The sequence below is a fragment of the Streptomyces sp. NPDC005551 genome (genome assembly GCF_042871785.1).
In the GTDB taxonomy this organism is placed as follows: Bacteria; Actinomycetota; Actinomycetes; order Streptomycetales; family Streptomycetaceae; genus Streptomyces.
Window position 1 is genome coordinate 76,265 of record NZ_JBIAJE010000013.1, and the last position, 15,559, is coordinate 91,823.

The window sequence follows — 15,559 nt, forward strand, 5'->3', positions numbered from 1 at the left end:
GGATACCGCGAGGCCTGCGCCCCCGGTGCCGTCGGACCGTACGGCTCAGGCCGGCCCACCGCCGCCGGGAGGCCCCCCGGTCCGGGCGGGTGAGCACGGCGTGCAGCGTGGGCCGCGCTCCGCGAGTGAGGCCACGGCCCGTCTCCCGGAGCCGGCGCACGAGCGCCGCGCCGGTCAGGCCGGCGACGGCGCTCGTCGGGGCGTCCGGACTTCTCCGGCCCGCGCCGACACAGGTGGGGCCCGCGTGCGCTGTCCGGAACAGGGCGCGCAGCCGCGTCCGCTCCCCCGCCCTGCGTAAGCACGCATGGAGCCTCGCAGCGGGGTCGCGGCGCGGGCGGTTGCGGCGAGGGGCGCGTACCCGGGCGGTACTCGCCCCGGCCGCGAAGACCGGGGCGGGTGTGCGCAGCGTCGCCGCGCGGGCGGCCGCCGAGAAGGGGGTGGCTCTCCCCGGAGGGCGGGGAAGCAGGCGTATACCCATGCCCGCATCCTTACGGGACCCCGCGCCGGGGGGCGCCTTTGCGGGGCCACCCGGGTGACCTCCGCCCTGCGGGGCAACGGGCCGACGGTACGGGGCGTCTGGCCGACGCAGGGAGACGCCGAGCCGGGACCAGCCTGCCCCGGGCCCCCTTCCCGGCCCGCCCGGAAGGGGTGGGACGGATGGTCGGACCCGGCCGGGGGCAATCCGCACCGAACGCCCCCGCCGCTGCCCGCCCCCCACAGCGGGCCGGGGCGCCCGGACAAGACCGCGCTCGTACCCGGGGCCGGTGTCGCCCGGCCTCGGCCCTAGTGCGCCGCCGACTCCCAGTCGGGGCCCGCGCCGACGGACACGTCGAGCGGGGCCCGCAACCGCACCGCGCCCGCCATCTCGCGGCGGACCAGCTCCTCCGTCCGCGCACGCTCGCCGGGGGCGATCTCCAGGACGATTTCGTCGTGGACCTGGAGCAGCATGCGGGACTTCAGACCCGCCTCGCGCAGCGCCCGGTCCACGTTGAGCATCGCGATCTTCACGATGTCGGCGGCCGTGCCCTGGATCGGCGCGTTCAGCGCCATCCGCTCGGCCGCCTCGCGACGCTGGCGGTTGTCGCTGTTGAGGTCGGGCAGATAGCGGCGGCGCCCGAAGAGCGTCGCCGTGTACCCCGTGGCGCGGGCCTCGTCGACGGCGCGCCGCAGATAGTCCCGGACGCCGCCGAAGCGCTCGAAGTACGTGTCCATCAGGGCACGCGCCTCACCGGCGTCGATGTTGAGCTGCTGGGAGAGACCGAAGGCCGACAGCCCGTACGCGAGGCCGTACGACATGGCCTTGATCTTGCGGCGCATCTCCGCGTCGACCGCGGACCGCTCCACGGAGAACACCTGCGAGGCGACCGTGGTGTGCAGGTCCTCGCCGGACGTGAACGCCTGGAGAAGCCCCTCGTCCTCCGACAGGTGCGCCATCACACGCAGCTCGATCTGGCTGTAGTCGGCGGTCATGAGGGACTCGAAGCCCTCGCCGACCACGAACCCGCGGCGGATCGCGCGGCCCTCGTCGGTGCGGACCGGGATGTTCTGCAGGTTCGGGTCCGTGGAGGACAGCCGGCCCGTCGCGGCCACCGTCTGGTTGAAGGTGGTGTGGATGCGGCCGTCCGCGGCGATCGTCTTGATCAGGCCCTCGACCGTCACCCGCAGCTTGGCCTGCTCACGGTGGCGGAGCATGAGCACCGGCAGTTCGTGGTCGGTCTGCGCGGCCAGCCACGCCAGCGCGTCGGCGTCCGTCGTGTAGCCCGTCTTGGTCTTCTTCGTCTTCGGCAGGCCCAGCTCACCGAAGAGGACCTCCTGGAGCTGCTTGGGCGAGCCGAGGTTGAACTCGTGGCCCACCGAGGCGTGCGCCTCCTTCACCGCCTGCTGCACGGCGCCCGCGAACATCTGCTCCATGGCCTCCAGGTGCGCCCGGTCGGCCGCGATGCCGTACCGCTCCAGGCGGGCCAGCAGCGCGGAGGTCGGCAGCTCCATGTCCCGCAGCAGGTCGGCCGAACCGACCTCCTCCAGCTTCTCGCCGAACGCCACGCCCAGATCAAGGATCGCCCGGGCCTGCACCATCAGCGCCTCGGCCTCGGCCTGGTCGTCGGCACCGAAGGCGAGCTGGCCGTCGGCCGCGGCGGCGGGCGCCAGCTCCCGGCCCAGATACTCCAGGGACAGCGCGTCCAGGGCGAAGGAACGACGGCCGGGCTTCACCAGATACGCGGCGAGCGCGGTGTCCATCGTCACACCCTCGACGCTCCAGCCGTGCTCGGCGAAGACCCGCATCACGCCCTTCGCGTTGTGCAGGACCTTCGGCCGGGCGGCGTCGGCGAGCCACCGCGAGAACGCGTTCTCGTCGGCCTCGTCCAGCTGGGACGGGTCGAACCAGGCGGCCTTCCCGTCCGCCGCGGCGAGCGCGACCTCGGCCACCGAGCCCGCGCCCAGCGCCCACGCGTCGACGGTGGCCACGCCGAGGGCGGCCCGGCCGTGCTCGGCGAGCCACGGCTTCAGCTCGCCGGCCCCGAGCACCACGCCGTCCAGCTCCACACCGGGCGCGACCGGCTGGGCCGCCTCGGCCTCCGCCGTCCCCGGGTCCACGGCGAACAGCCGCTCACGCAGTGAGGGATTCCTGATCTCCAGGGTGTCCAGGACCAGCGCGACGGTCTTGCGGTCGTACGGCGCGCGCTCCAGGTCGGCGACCGTCTTCGGCAGCTCGACGTTGCGCTCCAGCTCGGTGAGCCGGCGGTTGAGCTTGACGGACTCCAGGTGGTCGCGCAGATTCTGCCCGGCCTTGCCCTTGACCTCGTCGGCCCGCTCGACCAGCTCCGCGAACGAACCGAACTGGTTGATCCACTTCGCGGCGGTCTTCTCGCCGACACCGGGGATGCCCGGCAGGTTGTCGGACGGGTCACCGCGCAGCGCCGCGAAGTCCGGATACTGCGCCGGCGTCAGCCCGTACTTCTCGAAGACCTTCTCCGGGGTGAAGCGCGTCAGCTCCGAGACACCCTTCGTCGGATAGAGCACGGTCGTGTGCTCGGAGACCAGCTGGAAGGAGTCGCGGTCGCCGGTGACGATCAGCACGTCGAAGCCCGCGGCCTCGGCCTGCGTGGCGAGCGTGGCGATGACGTCGTCCGCCTCGAAGCCGTCCACCGCGAACCGCTCGGCGTGCATCGCGTCGAGCAGCTCACCGATCAGCTCCACCTGCCCCTTGAACTCGTCGGGGGTCTTGGACCTGTTCGCCTTGTACTCGGTGAACTCCTCGGAGCGCCACGTCTTGCGGGACACGTCGAACGCCACCGCGAAATGCGTGGGCGCCTCGTCGCGCAGCGTGTTCGCCAGCATCGACGCGAAACCGTAGATCGCGTTCGTCGGCTGGCCCGTCGCGGTCGTGAAATTCTCCGCGGGGAGCGCGAAGAACGCGCGGTAGGCCAGCGAGTGCCCGTCCATGAGCATCAGCCGCGGACGGCCCGTGCCGGAGGTCTGCTCGGTCTTCTTCGATGCTGTTTCTGCCACGCCCCCGATCCTGCCACGCCGCACTGACAGCCCGAGCCGCCCGGGCCCGGGGCACGGACACCGCCACCGGCGCGTGCGAGGATCGGATCCGCCGCAGGCCCCCGGGGCGGACCCCCGGGACGAGCCGGACACACAGCGCACACGCGTGCACGCGAAAGGGTCGAAGCGATGGCCAGCAAACCGCCCAAGGGTGATCCGGTCCAGGACGCGCCGCAGGTCACCGAACCGAAGCACGCGGCGGCCGGACTGCCCGCCATAGGCCACACGCTGCGCATCGCCCAGCAGCAGATGGGAGTGCGCCGCACCGCCCTGACCCTCCTGCGCGTCAACCAGAAGGACGGCTTCGACTGCCCGGGCTGCGCCTGGCCGGAGCCCGAGCACCGGCACGCGGCGGAATTCTGCGAGAACGGCGCGAAGGCGGTCGCCGAGGAGGCCACCCTGCGCCGGGTCACCCCCGACTTCTTCGCCGCACACCCCGTCTCCGACCTCGCCGGCCGCAGCGGCTACTGGCTGGGACAGCAGGGCCGCCTCACGCAACCCGTCCACCTCGCCGAGGGCGCCGACCACTACGAGCCGGTGACCTGGGAGCGGGCCTTCGACATCATCGCCGAGGAGCTCACCGCACTCGCCTCCCCCGACGAGGCCGTCTTCTACACCTCCGGCCGCACCAGCAACGAGGCGGCGTTCCTCTACCAGCTGTTCGCCCGCGAACTCGGCACGAACAACCTGCCGGACTGCTCGAACATGTGCCACGAGTCCTCGGGCTCCGCGCTCACCGAGACCATCGGCATCGGCAAGGGCAGCGTCCTGCTCGACGACCTGTACCGGGCCGACCTCATCATCGTCGCCGGGCAGAACCCCGGCACGAACCACCCCCGCATGCTGTCCGCACTGGAGAAGGCCAAGGCGAACGGCGCGCGGATCATCACGGTCAACCCGCTGCCGGAGGCGGGACTGGAGCGGTTCAAGAACCCGCAGACCCCCCAGGGCATGATCAAGGGCGCCGCCCTCACCGACCTGTTCCTGCAGATCCGCCTCGGCGGCGACCAGGCCCTCTTCCGCCTCCTCAACAAACTGATCCTTCAGACCGACGGTGCGGTGGACGAGGACTTCGTCCGCGAACACACCCACGGGTACGAGGAGTTCACCGAGGCCGCCCGCGCCGCCGACTGGGACGACACCCTCACCGCGACCGGCCTCACCCGCGCCGAGATCGAGACGGCACTGGAGATGGTCCTCGCCTCCCGCCGCACCATCGTGTGCTGGGCCATGGGCCTCACCCAGCACAAGCACGCGGTGCCGACCATCCGCGAGGTCGTCAACTTCCTCCTGCTGCGCGGCAACATCGGCCGCCCCGGCGCGGGCGTCTGCCCCGTGCGGGGCCACTCCAACGTCCAGGGCGACCGCACCATGGGCATCTTCGAACGCCCCGCCCCCGCCTTCCTGGACGCGCTGGAGAAGGAGTTCGGCTTCGCCCCGCCCCGCGAACACGGCTACGACGTCGTACGCGCCATCCGCGCCCTGCGCGACGGCAGGGCGAAGGTCTTCTTCGCCATGGGCGGCAACTTCGTCTCCGCGTCCCCCGACACCGAGGTCACCGAGGCCGCCATGCGCCGCGCCCGCCTGACCGTCCACGTGTCGACGAAACTGAACCGCTCCCACGTCGTCACCGGCGCGCGCGCCCTGATCCTGCCCACCCTCGGCCGCACCGAACGCGACCTCCAGGACGGCGGCGAGCAGTTCGTGACCGTCGAGGACTCCATGGGCATGGTGCACGCCTCCCGCGGCCGCCTCGCGCCCGCCGGCCCCCACCTGCTGTCCGAACCCGCCATCGTGTGCCGCCTCGCCCGCCGCGTCCTCGGCGACCGCACCCGGACACCCTGGGAGGAGTTCGAGAAGGACTACGCCACGATCCGCGACCGCATCGCCCGCGTGATCCCCGGCTTCCACGACTTCAACGCCCGCGCCGCCGACCCCGCCGGCTTCACCCTCCCGCACGCCCCGCGCGACGAACGCCGCTTCCCCACCGCCACCGGCAAGGCCAACTTCACCGCCGCCCCCGTCGAACACCCCCGGCTGCCCGAAGGCCGCCTCCTGCTGCAGACCCTGCGCTCCCACGACCAGTACAACACCACCATCTACGGCCTGGACGACCGCTACCGCGGCATCAGGAACGGCCGCCGCGTCGTCCTCGTCAACCCGGACGACGCCCGCGCACTCGGCGTCGCCGACGGCTCGTACGTCGACCTCGTCGGCGAATGGCACGACGGCGTCGAACGCCGCGCGCCCGGCTTCCGCGTCGTGCACTACCCGACCGCCCGGGGCTGCGCCGCCGCGTACTACCCGGAGACCAACGTCCTCGTCCCGCTGGACGCGACCGCCGACACCAGCAACACCCCGGCGAGCAAGTCCGTCGTCGTCCGTCTGGAACAATCGGCGACCGACTGAGCGTTTGCTCAGCGACAGCGATCCACGACGAAGTGATCCACGACGAACGGAGCCCGGCCCCATGGGCGAGCAGCACACCGTGAAGTTCCCGCAAGAGGTCATCGACGAATACGCCTCCCTCGGCGTCGACCTGCCCGCGCTCTTCTCCGCGGGCCACCTCGGCACCCGCATGGGCGTGCAGATCCTCGAAGCCTCCGCCGACCGCGTCGTGGGCACCATGCCCGTCGAAGGCAACACCCAGCCGTACGGCCTCCTGCACGGCGGCGCCTCCGCCGTCCTCGCCGAGACCCTCGGCTCCATCGGCGCCATGCTCCACGGCGGCAGCTCCAAGCTCGCCGTCGGCGTCGACCTGAACTGCACCCACCACCGCGGCGCACGCTCCGGACTGGTCACCGGCGTGGCCACCCCGCTGCACCGGGGGCGGTCGACGGCGACGTACGAGATCGTGATCAGCGACGAGGACGGGCGGCGCGTGTGCAGCGCGCGGCTGACCTGCATGCTGCGCGACGTGAACCCGGGCGACGCGGAGCGGGTGCGCTCGGCCTGACGCCGTGGGGAGACCGGACGGGTCACGCGGCCGCCGGGGCCCGCTCCGGCGGGCCGTCTCCGGTCACAGAGCGGGCCCGGCGGTCGCGGTGCGTGACCTGACGGCCCTCCCGGGGGTCCGCCGCCGGACCGGTTCCGTACGCGACCCCTGGCTCGAACCGGCACACAGGCCCTAGCGTCGGGGTATGGGAACGGGAGGAACCCCCCGGGCGGCAGTCGCGCTCGGGCTCGTGCCGGCACTGGCGCTGCTGACCGGCACCCTGATCACCGGATGCGGAAAGTCCGGTTCCGAAGGCACCGCCACCGCAAGCACGACGTCCGCCTCCGCCTCGGCCACACCCCCCGAGGACCTGTGCACGCGGCTCGTCGCCCACTGGTCGCGCGAGGTGCTGGACGACAACACCTACGGTGACTACCAGTCGATGGGGCTGTCCAACGGGCAGTACGAGATCCTGCGACACGTCGTGGACGCCGCACGGACCGAACGCAAGCGCCAAAACCCCACGGCCGCCGAGGAGTTGATCGACCGCGAGGCCCGCAAGGGCTGCGCGGCGTGGTACCGCACCGGCGGCCCGGCCGACGGACCGTGGCAGTGAGCGGCATCGGGCCCGTCGAACCGGGCGAGGGCACGCGGGCATTCGACGCTCCGGAACCCAACCCCCCTTCCCCACGCGACCGTTCACGTGGCCGCATCGCAGACCGGTACGCCCGCCACCGGCGCCCCGTGCTCGCCGCGGCCACGGCCGCCGCCCTGCTCGCGAGCGGCGGACTCCTCTACGCCACCCGGCCGCACAAGACCCCCTCACCACCCCCGGCGTTGCCGCCGTACCCCTCCCAGTCCGTGGACGTCACCTACCTCGAAGAGGCGTCCGCCCCCGGGGGAGTCGGCCCCAGGAGCTTCAGCTTCGCCGTCGAGGTGCGCGTCCTTTCCGGCCCCCCGGTCACCGTGACGCGCATGACCCAGCCCTATGCCGGCCTGTCGCTGACGTCGGCACCGCGCGCCCCGTTCCGGACGACGGCAGGATCCAGCCGCAGGATCGTCGTCACCCTGCACGTCACGGACTGCCGGAAGGCTCCGAAAGACGCCGGACTGCCTTTCCTCGACGTAACTCTGCGTAATACGCGCGCAATACAGGCCCACAGTTTCATCCTCGGCACACGCTATGCCCAGCACCTCTCAGCAGCCCTGCAAGTCGCCTGCAGCAACGATTTTCGGTAATTACCAAAAGACTCGAGACGCCTGAACAAGCCCGGCCGGGTCCTGCATGTTCTCAGCATGCGGACAGGGCGAATCCGCCGTAAGCGCGCTGTACCGCCCAGGAAGCACCGCTCTGCATTACGTCGTGTCATAACAAGAGCGTCACAGCCTCCGCCAGACCCTCCTCGATGTTCCTCACACCCGCCTAGAGTCACGGCCAGTCACCGCGCCCCGGAAAATCACTTCGGCCCAGCGCACCGACTCGGTCTTTCCAGGGGGAAGGGCCGTGCCAGGGAAAGGACTGATCGTGCGCCAACGTTCGCTCATCGCCATCACCGCCGCGCTGGCGGCGGGAGCACTCACCCTCACCGCCTGCGGTTCGCGCGACGACGACGGCGGTTCGGACTCCGACAACGGCGGCGGCACCACCGTCACCATCGGAGTCGACGCCCCGCTGACCGGCGACCTGTCCGCGCTGGGCCTGGGTATCAAGAACTCGGTCGACCTCGCCGCCAAGACGGCCAACAAGGACAAGCTCGTCGACGGAGTCACCTTCAAGGTGGAAGCACTCGACGACCAGGCGCAGCCCTCCTCGGGCCAGCAGAACGCCTCGCAGTTCGTCGCCGACAAGAACGTCTACGGCGTCGTCGGCCCGCTGAACTCCTCCGTCGCGGAATCCATGCAGAAGGTCTTCGACGACGCCAAGCTCGTCCAGATCTCGCCCGCCAACACCGGCCCCGGCCTGACCCAGGGCGCCGACTGGCAGAAGAAGAAGGTCCGCACGTACAAGTCGTACTTCCGCACCGCGACCACGGACGCCATCCAGGGCCCGTTCGCCGCGCAGTACGTCTACAACGACGCCAAGAAGAAGAAGGTCTTCGTCATCGACGACAAGAAGACCTACGGCGCCGGTCTCGCCGCCACCTTCACCGAGGAATTCAAGAAGGTCGGCGGCAAGGTGGTCGGCTCCGACCACATCGACCCCGACACCAAGGACTTCTCCGCGGTCGCCACCAAGGTCAAGAACTCCGGCGCCGACGTCGTCTACTACGGCGGCGAGTACCCCCAGGCCGGCCCGCTCAGCAAGCAGATCAAGGCCTCCGGCGCCAAGGTCCCGCTCGTCGGCGGCGACGGCATCTACGACCCGACCTTCATCAAGCTCGGCGGCGCCAAGAGCACCGGCGACCTGGCCACCTCCGTCGGCGCCCCGGTCGAGGAACTCCCCTCCGCCAAAGAATTTGTCGCCGACTACAAGGAAGCCGGCTACAAGGAGGAGTACGCGGCATACGGCGGCTACTCCTACGACGCCGCCTGGGCCATCATCCAGGCCGTCAAGCAGGTCGTCGAGGACAACGACGGCAAGCTGCCGTCCGACGCCCGCGCGAAGATCACCGCCGCCGTCCAGAACGTCTCCTTCGACGGTGTGACCGGCAAGGTCTCCTTCGACGAGTTCGGTGACGCCACCAACAAGCAGCTCACCGTGTACGCCGTCGAGAACGGCGCCTGGAAGGCCGTGAAGTCCGGCACCTACACCGGCTGACCCACCCCCGAACCACCGATGAGCCGCGCGGGGCGCCGCACCACAGGCGCCCCGCGCGGACTCACATCCGGGTCACCCCCGGTCACATCCGTCGAACGTCCGAAAGTCTCGGAGGACATTGCGGTGAACGAACTGCCGCAGCAGCTGGTCAACGGCCTGCTACTGGGATCCATGTACGGGCTCGTCGCCATTGGCTACACAATGGTCTACGGCATCGTCCAGCTCATCAACTTCGCCCACGGCGAGATCTTCATGATCGGAGGCTTCGGCGCCCTCACGGTCTACCTCTACGTCCTGCCCGACGGCACGACCATGTGGATCGCACTGCCGCTCATGCTCCTGGGCGCCGTCCTCGCCGCAGTCGTCGTCGCCGTGGGAGCGGAACGATTCGCCTACCGGCCCCTGCGCACCGCCCCACGCCTGGCCCCCCTCATCACCGCCATCGGCCTCTCCCTCGCCCTCCAGCAGGCCGTATGGGCCTGGTACCCCGGCGCCAAGGAATCCATCAACTTCCCCGAGATCGACGGCGGCCCCTTCGAGATCGGCAGCGTCACCATCCAGACCGGCGACGTGTTCCTCCTCGTCGCCGCCCCCATCAGCATGGCGATCCTCGCCTACTTCGTCATGAAGACCCGCACCGGACGCGGCATGCAGGCCACCGCCCAGGACCCCGACACCGCCAAGCTCATGGGCATCAACACCGACCGCATCATCGTGGTCGCCTTCGCCCTCGGCGCCGCCTTCGCCGCCGTTGGAGCCGTCGCCTACGGCCTCAAATACGGCCAGGTCCAGTTCCGCATGGGCTTCATCCTCGGCCTCAAGGCCTTCACCGCAGCCGTCCTCGGCGGCATCGGCAACATCTACGGCGCCATGATCGGCGGCCTCGTCCTCGGCATCGCCGAAACCATGGCCACCGCCTACATCGCCGACGTCCCCGGCATGGACCAGCTCGGCGGCCAGTCCTGGGCCAACGTCTGGGCGTTCGTACTCCTCATCCTCGTGCTCCTCCTCAGGCCGCAGGGCCTGCTCGGCGAGCGCGTCGCGGACAGGGCGTGACACCGATGACCACACAGACCACACCACCCCAGACCCCCACCGCCCCCACCAGCGGCACCCCCAAGGGCCTCATCGGCATACCGCCCACCACCGGCCGCGCACTCGCCACCGGCGGCGGCGTCCTCACCATCATCTCCACCTTCCTCGCCTGGACCTGGACCTCCGCCTTCCCCGGCGACCTCACCGTCTACGGCTACCCGGGCGGCCTCCAGGTCCTCGTCCTCATCGGCGGCATCCTCACCACCCTCCTCGGCCTCGCCTCCTACGGCGTCATGGGCCTGGGCTGGCTCACCCCCGCCGGCGCCGACGGCGCCCTCAAACTCGCCGCACTCGGCACCTTCACCACCGCCTGGTTCACCGTCATCGCCATCACCGTCAACCTCGGCGGAGTCGTCAACCTCGAACCCGGCGGCTACATCGCCGCCGCCGTCACCCTCATCGCCCTCCTCGGCGCACTCTCCCTGCCCTTCGAACGCCCGGCCCCCGACCCGGTCGACCCCGAAGACACCCAATGGGAGCAGTTCCTGCACCACGCCCGCCACGCCGGCGCCGTCACCAGGGCCACCTTCGCAAGCGGCCCCGCCCGCCCCGCCCGCGACATCCCCGCATACGCCGAGATCCTCGTGATCATCCTGGCCATGGCCCTCGGCCTCACGATCTTCACCTACGGCATCGGCACCGAATACGACGAACTCTTCGTCGGCTTCCTCATCACCGTCGGCTTCGGCTTCGCCGCCCTCGCCAAGACCGGGCTCGTGGCCCGGGTCTCGGCCATCACCACCAAGCACCGCACCATCACCATGACCGGTGCCTTCGTCGCCGCAGCAGCCTTCCCCTTCACCCAGTCCGACGACCGCTACGCGACCATCGGCGTCTACATCCTCATCTTCGCCACCGTCGCCCTCGGCCTCAACATCGTCGTCGGCCTCGCCGGCCTCCTCGACCTCGGATACGTCGCCTTCCTCGGCGTCGGCGCCTACACCGCAGCCCTGGTCTCCGGCTCCCCCTCCTCCCCCCTCCACGTCCACTGGCCCTTCTGGGCCTCCGCCATCGCCGGCGCCGTCGTCGCCATGATCTTCGGCGTCATCATCGGCGCCCCCACCCTCCGCCTCCGCGGCGACTACCTCGCCATCGTCACCCTCGGCTTCGGAGAGATCTTCCGCATCACCGTCCTCAACATGGACGGCACCTCCGGCCCCGACGTCACCAACGGCTCCAACGGCATCTCCTCGATCCCGAACCTCAGCATCTTCGGCTTCGACTTCGGCCAGGAACACAGCCTCGGCGGCTTCACCATCGCGCGATTCGCCAACTACTTCCTGCTGATGCTGCTCATCACCTTCATCGTCGTCATCGTCTTCCGACGCAGCAGCGACTCCCGCATCGGCCGCGCCTGGATCGCCATCCGCGAAGACGAGACCGCCGCACTCGCCATGGGCATCAACGGCTTCCGCGTCAAACTCATCGCCTTCGCCCTCGGCGCCTGCCTCGCCGGCCTCGCCGGCTCCGTCCAGGCACACGTCACCTACACCGTGACCCCCGAGCAGTACCAATTCGCCCACGTCGTCCCCCCCAACTCGGCCTTCCTCCTCGCAGCGGTCGTCCTCGGCGGCATGGGCACCATCAGCGGACCCCTCGTCGGCGCCGCCCTCCTCTACCTCATCCCCGCCAAACTCCAGTTCCTCGGCGACTACCAACTCCTCGCCTTCGGCATCACGCTGGTCCTCCTGATGCGCTTCCGCCCCGAAGGCCTCATCCCCAACCGGCGGCGCCAGCTCGAATTCCACGAAGAGGCAGAAGCACCCGCAGTCCTCAGCAAGGCAGGGGCCTGACCACCATGACGACCGACACCACCACCAAAGACACCACCCCGGGCGCCCACACCCCCGGCGAACCCGTCCTCAACGCCCGCGGCGTCACCATGCGCTTCGGCGGCCTCACCGCCGTCCGCAACGTCGACCTCACCGTCAACGCCGGAGAAATCGTCGGCCTCATCGGCCCCAACGGCGCCGGCAAGACCACCTTCTTCAACTGCCTGACCGGCCTCTACATCCCCACCGAGGGCGAAGTCCGCTACAAAGGCAACATCCTGCCGCCCAAGTCCTACAAGGTCACCGCAGCCGGCATCGCCCGCACCTTCCAGAACATCCGCCTGTTCGCCAACATGACGGTCCTGGAAAACGTGCTCGTCGGCCGCCACACCCGCACCAAAGAAGGCCTCTGGTCGGCACTGCTGCGCGGCCCCGGCTTCCACAAGGCCGAAGCAGCCTCCCGCGCCCACGCCATGGAACTCCTCGAGTTCGTCGGACTGGACGCCAAGGCCGAACACCTCGCCCGCAACCTCCCCTACGGCGAGCAGCGCAAGCTCGAAATCGCCCGCGCCCTGGCCAGCGAACCCGGCCTGCTCCTCCTCGACGAGCCCACCGCCGGCATGAACCCCCAGGAAACACGGACGACCGAAGAACTCGTCTTCGCCATCCGCGACCGCGGCATCGCCGTCCTCGTCATCGAGCACGACATGCGCTTCATCTTCAACCTCTGCGACCGCGTCGCCGTCCTCGTCCAGGGCGAAAAACTCGTCGAAGGCGACAGCGCCACCGTCCAGGGCGACGAACGCGTCATCGCCGCCTACCTCGGCGAACCCTTCGAAGGCGCCCCCGGCAACGAGGAAGCCACCGAAGTCGAGAACGCCGAGGCAAAGGCCGCCCCCACCACGGACGCCGCGCCCGCCAAGGAGAACGACCGATGACCGCACTCCTCGAGGTCGAGGACCTCCGCGTCGCCTACGGCAAGATCGAAGCCGTCAAGGGCATCTCGTTCAAGGTCGAAGCAGGCGAAGTCGTCACCCTCATCGGCACCAACGGCGCCGGCAAGACCACCACCCTGCGCACCCTCTCCGGCCTCCTCAAGCCCGCCGGCGGCCAGATCAAGTTCAACGGCAAGTCACTCAAGAAGACCCCCGCCCACCAGATCGTCTCCCTCGGACTCGCCCACTCCCCCGAGGGGCGGCACATCTTCCCCCGCATGTCGATCGAGGACAACCTCCGCCTCGGCGCCTTCCTCCGCAACGACAAAGCAGGCATCGAGAAGGACATCCAGCGCGCCTACGACCTCTTCCCCATCCTCGGGGAACGCCGCAAGCAGGCCGCCGGAACCCTCTCCGGCGGCGAACAGCAGATGCTCGCCATGGGCCGGGCCCTCATGTCCCAGCCCAAACTCCTCATGCTCGACGAACCCTCCATGGGCCTCTCACCGATCATGATGCAGAAGATCATGGCCACCATCGCCGAACTCAAGTCCCAGGGCACCACCATCCTGCTCGTCGAACAGAACGCCCAGGCGGCGCTCTCCCTCGCCGACCAGGGACACGTCATGGAAATCGGCAACATCGTCCTCTCCGGCAGCGGACGGGACCTCCTCCACGACGAGTCCGTCCGCAAGGCCTACCTCGGCGAAGACTGACCCACCCACCCCACCCGGGGCACACGAAGAGGCCCGCACCCCACCAACGGGGTCGCGGGCCTCTCGCACCACCCACCAGGCCGAACCGGCGGACTAACCCTTCGACGCCTTCTTCTCCTCCGCGTCCTGGATGACCGCCTCCGCCACCTGCTGCATCGACATCCGCCGATCCATCGACGTCTTCTGGATCCACCGGAACGCCGCCGGCTCCGACAGCCCGTACTCCGTCTGCAGCACCGACTTCGCCCGGTCCACCAGCTTCCGCGTCTCCAGCCGCTGACTCAGGTCAGCGACCTCCCTCTCCAACTCCTTCAGCTCCGTGAACCGCGACACCGCCATCTCGATCGCCGGCACCACGTCACTCTTGCTGAACGGCTTCACCAGGTACGCCATCGCACCCGCGTCCCGCGCCCGCTCCACCAGATCACGCTGCGAGAACGCCGTCAGCATCAGCACCGGCGCGATGCTCTCCTCGGCGATCTTCTCCGCCGCCGAGATCCCGTCCAGCTTCGGCATCTTCACATCGAGGATCACCAGGTCCGGCTTGTGCTCCCGGGCCAGCTCGACGGCCCGCTCACCGTCGCCCGCCTCACCGACGACCGTGTAGCCCTCCTCCTCCAGCATCTCCTTGAGGTCGAGACGGATCAGGGCCTCGTCCTCGGCGATGACGACACGGGTCGTCAGCGGAGGCACGTGCGACTTGTCGTCGTCGGGCGCGTCCACGGGCTGGGGCGACTCGGGGGCGGTCACGGGGTGCTCCTCGTTCCAGGGCAGGCAAGTACTGCTCCCAAGAGCGTACCTAGCTGCGGTAAGGTGGTCGGGCAGCGGGTCGGCGTGAACCTTTGATTCGCTGGGCCCCGGTAGCCCAATTGGCAGCAGGCAATGGATTCAAAACCCATACAGTGTCGGTTCGAGTCCGACCCGGGGCACTTTTCCTTCGATCCCAAGGTCAGCATTCGGTAGCGGATGTCCACGTTCTCGTGAACATCCGCCTTTTGCTGTCCGCCCTCCCGATCTCTTTTCACAGACTGTTCGCATGTACGACATCGGCACGCGTAAGCGAGCACTCTCACTGCTGGAACAGGGCCGCAGCCTGAACTCGGTGAGCCGGGAAACGGGCATCTCCCGTTCAGCCATCCGCTCCTGGCAGGGCCGCCTCGAACCGCTGCCCCGCATGGCGCCTCGGCCTCCCGGCCCACCGGCTGACCAAGCCGCGTACGCCTACCTGCTGGGCCTTTATCTTGGTGACGGTTGCATCAGCGCTCATCCGCGGCGTGCTGGCCACTACCTTCGCATCGCCTGTGCCGATACGTGGCCGGGGCTCGTCGCGGCCTGCGAAGCCGCTGTGCGTGCAGTCAGCCCGGCGGGCAGCGCCAACCGCGTACAAGCTCACGGCTACGTGTCAGTCGTCGGCTACTACGCGCACTGGCCCTGCCTCTTCCCCCAGCACGGCCCCGGTAAGAAGCACGAGCGGCCGATCGTGCTCGCGGGCTGGCAGCAGGAGATCGTCGACGCTCACCCCTGGGAGTTCGTCCGGGGGCTCGTCCACTCCGACGGGTGCCGGATCACCAACTGGACGACCCGCGTCGTCGCCGGGCAGCGCAAGCGCTACGAGTACCCCCGGTACTTCTTCACCAACGTCTCCGACGACATCCGTCGGCTGTACACGGACACCCTCGACAAGCTCGGTGTCGCGTGGACGCACTGCACCCGGCACGGGAACGCCTACAACATCTCCGTGGCCCGCAGGAACGACGTGGCCCGGATGGATGCGCACGTGGGTCCCAAGTACTGAGTCC

Annotated in this window: 12 protein-coding genes and 1 tRNA gene; 11 read left to right on the top strand and 2 right to left on the bottom strand. The window is 69.7% G+C overall.

The genetic code is table 11. From position 1 onward, the window contains the following. Positions 1 to 783: 783 nt before the first annotated feature. Positions 784 to 3,510 carry a DNA polymerase I gene (gene polA / locus ACFYP4_RS30675; RefSeq protein WP_358852001.1) on the bottom strand — a complete coding sequence of 909 codons (2,727 nt, stop codon included), beginning with the start codon at positions 3,508 to 3,510 and terminating at the stop codon, positions 784 to 786. A 168-nt stretch (positions 3,511 to 3,678) separates the two neighbouring features. Here polA and ACFYP4_RS30680 point away from each other — a divergent pair, with 168 nt between their 5' ends. The 9 genes from ACFYP4_RS30680 to ACFYP4_RS30720 all read left to right on the top strand — a co-directional run bounded on the left by ACFYP4_RS30680 (position 3,679) and on the right by ACFYP4_RS30720 (position 13,760). After that, positions 3,679 to 5,958, top strand: a complete 2,280-nt coding sequence (locus ACFYP4_RS30680; protein ID WP_388789853.1) for an FdhF/YdeP family oxidoreductase — start codon at positions 3,679 to 3,681, stop codon at positions 5,956 to 5,958. A 61-nt stretch (positions 5,959 to 6,019) separates the two neighbouring features. Continuing rightward, positions 6,020 to 6,505, top strand: a complete 486-nt coding sequence (locus ACFYP4_RS30685) for a hotdog fold thioesterase (protein ID WP_358852003.1) — start codon at positions 6,020 to 6,022, stop codon at positions 6,503 to 6,505. 184 nt (positions 6,506 to 6,689) lie between these two features. Next, positions 6,690 to 7,100 carry a hypothetical protein gene (locus ACFYP4_RS30690; protein WP_388789856.1) on the top strand — a complete coding sequence of 137 codons (411 nt, stop codon included), beginning with the start codon at positions 6,690 to 6,692 and terminating at the stop codon, positions 7,098 to 7,100. Then, positions 7,097 to 7,723, top strand: coding sequence for a Tat pathway signal sequence domain protein (locus ACFYP4_RS30695; protein ID WP_388789859.1), 627 nt, complete (start codon positions 7,097 to 7,099; stop codon positions 7,721 to 7,723). The genes ACFYP4_RS30690 and ACFYP4_RS30695 overlap by 4 nt, the downstream gene beginning before the upstream one ends. 286 nt (positions 7,724 to 8,009) lie before the next feature. Then, on the top strand, positions 8,010 to 9,242 hold the full coding sequence (locus ACFYP4_RS30700) for a branched-chain amino acid ABC transporter substrate-binding protein (RefSeq protein ID WP_358852006.1): 1,233 nt from the start codon (positions 8,010 to 8,012) through the stop codon (positions 9,240 to 9,242). A 123-nt stretch (positions 9,243 to 9,365) separates the two neighbouring features. After that, positions 9,366 to 10,298, top strand: a complete 933-nt coding sequence (locus ACFYP4_RS30705) for a branched-chain amino acid ABC transporter permease (protein ID WP_358852007.1) — start codon at positions 9,366 to 9,368, stop codon at positions 10,296 to 10,298. A gap of 5 nt (positions 10,299 to 10,303) precedes the next feature. Beyond that, positions 10,304 to 12,130, top strand: coding sequence for a branched-chain amino acid ABC transporter permease (locus tag ACFYP4_RS30710; RefSeq protein ID WP_388789862.1), 1,827 nt, complete (start codon positions 10,304 to 10,306; stop codon positions 12,128 to 12,130). Between the two features lie 5 nt (positions 12,131 to 12,135). Continuing rightward, complete coding sequence (locus ACFYP4_RS30715) at positions 12,136 to 13,047, top strand: ABC transporter ATP-binding protein (RefSeq protein WP_358852009.1); 912 nt, start codon at positions 12,136 to 12,138, stop codon at positions 13,045 to 13,047. Then, positions 13,044 to 13,760 carry an ABC transporter ATP-binding protein gene (locus ACFYP4_RS30720; protein WP_358852010.1) on the top strand — a complete coding sequence of 239 codons (717 nt, stop codon included), beginning with the start codon at positions 13,044 to 13,046 and terminating at the stop codon, positions 13,758 to 13,760. Before ACFYP4_RS30715 ends, ACFYP4_RS30720 begins: the two co-directional genes overlap by 4 nt. Positions 13,761 to 13,853: 93 nt before the next feature. Here the strand turns inward: ACFYP4_RS30720 and ACFYP4_RS30725 are convergent, their stop codons facing one another. Further along, positions 13,854 to 14,510 carry a response regulator gene (locus ACFYP4_RS30725; RefSeq protein WP_358852011.1) on the bottom strand — a complete coding sequence of 219 codons (657 nt, stop codon included), beginning with the start codon at positions 14,508 to 14,510 and terminating at the stop codon, positions 13,854 to 13,856. 104 nt (positions 14,511 to 14,614) lie between these two features. Between ACFYP4_RS30725 and ACFYP4_RS30730 the strand changes: the two genes are divergently transcribed. Together ACFYP4_RS30730 and ACFYP4_RS30735 are read left to right on the top strand one after the other, a co-directional pair. Continuing rightward, positions 14,615 to 14,689 (top strand) — tRNA-Leu (locus tag ACFYP4_RS30730). A gap of 107 nt (positions 14,690 to 14,796) precedes the next feature. After that, the gene (locus tag ACFYP4_RS30735) at positions 14,797 to 15,555 is read left to right on the top strand and encodes a transcriptional regulator (protein ID WP_388789867.1); all 759 of its coding nucleotides are present in this window, start codon (positions 14,797 to 14,799) and stop codon (positions 15,553 to 15,555) included. Positions 15,556 to 15,559: the final 4 nt, after the last annotated feature.

Excerpts from the sequence above, each read along its gene's own strand:
- ACFYP4_RS30690 (WP_388789856.1), top strand. The coding sequence starts at position 6,690 with ATGGGAACGGGAGGAACCCCCCGGGCGGCAGTCGCGCTCGGGCTCGTG.
- ACFYP4_RS30720 (WP_358852010.1), top strand. The coding sequence starts at position 13,044 with ATGACCGCACTCCTCGAGGTCGAGGACCTCCGCGTCGCCTACGGCAAG.
- ACFYP4_RS30710 (WP_388789862.1), top strand. The coding sequence starts at position 10,304 with ATGACCACACAGACCACACCACCCCAGACCCCCACCGCCCCCACCAGC.
- ACFYP4_RS30735 (WP_388789867.1), top strand. The coding sequence starts at position 14,797 with ATGTACGACATCGGCACGCGTAAGCGAGCACTCTCACTGCTGGAACAG.
- ACFYP4_RS30685 (WP_358852003.1), top strand. The coding sequence starts at position 6,020 with ATGGGCGAGCAGCACACCGTGAAGTTCCCGCAAGAGGTCATCGACGAA.
- ACFYP4_RS30715 (WP_358852009.1), top strand. The coding sequence starts at position 12,136 with ATGACGACCGACACCACCACCAAAGACACCACCCCGGGCGCCCACACC.
- ACFYP4_RS30680 (WP_388789853.1), top strand. The coding sequence starts at position 3,679 with ATGGCCAGCAAACCGCCCAAGGGTGATCCGGTCCAGGACGCGCCGCAG.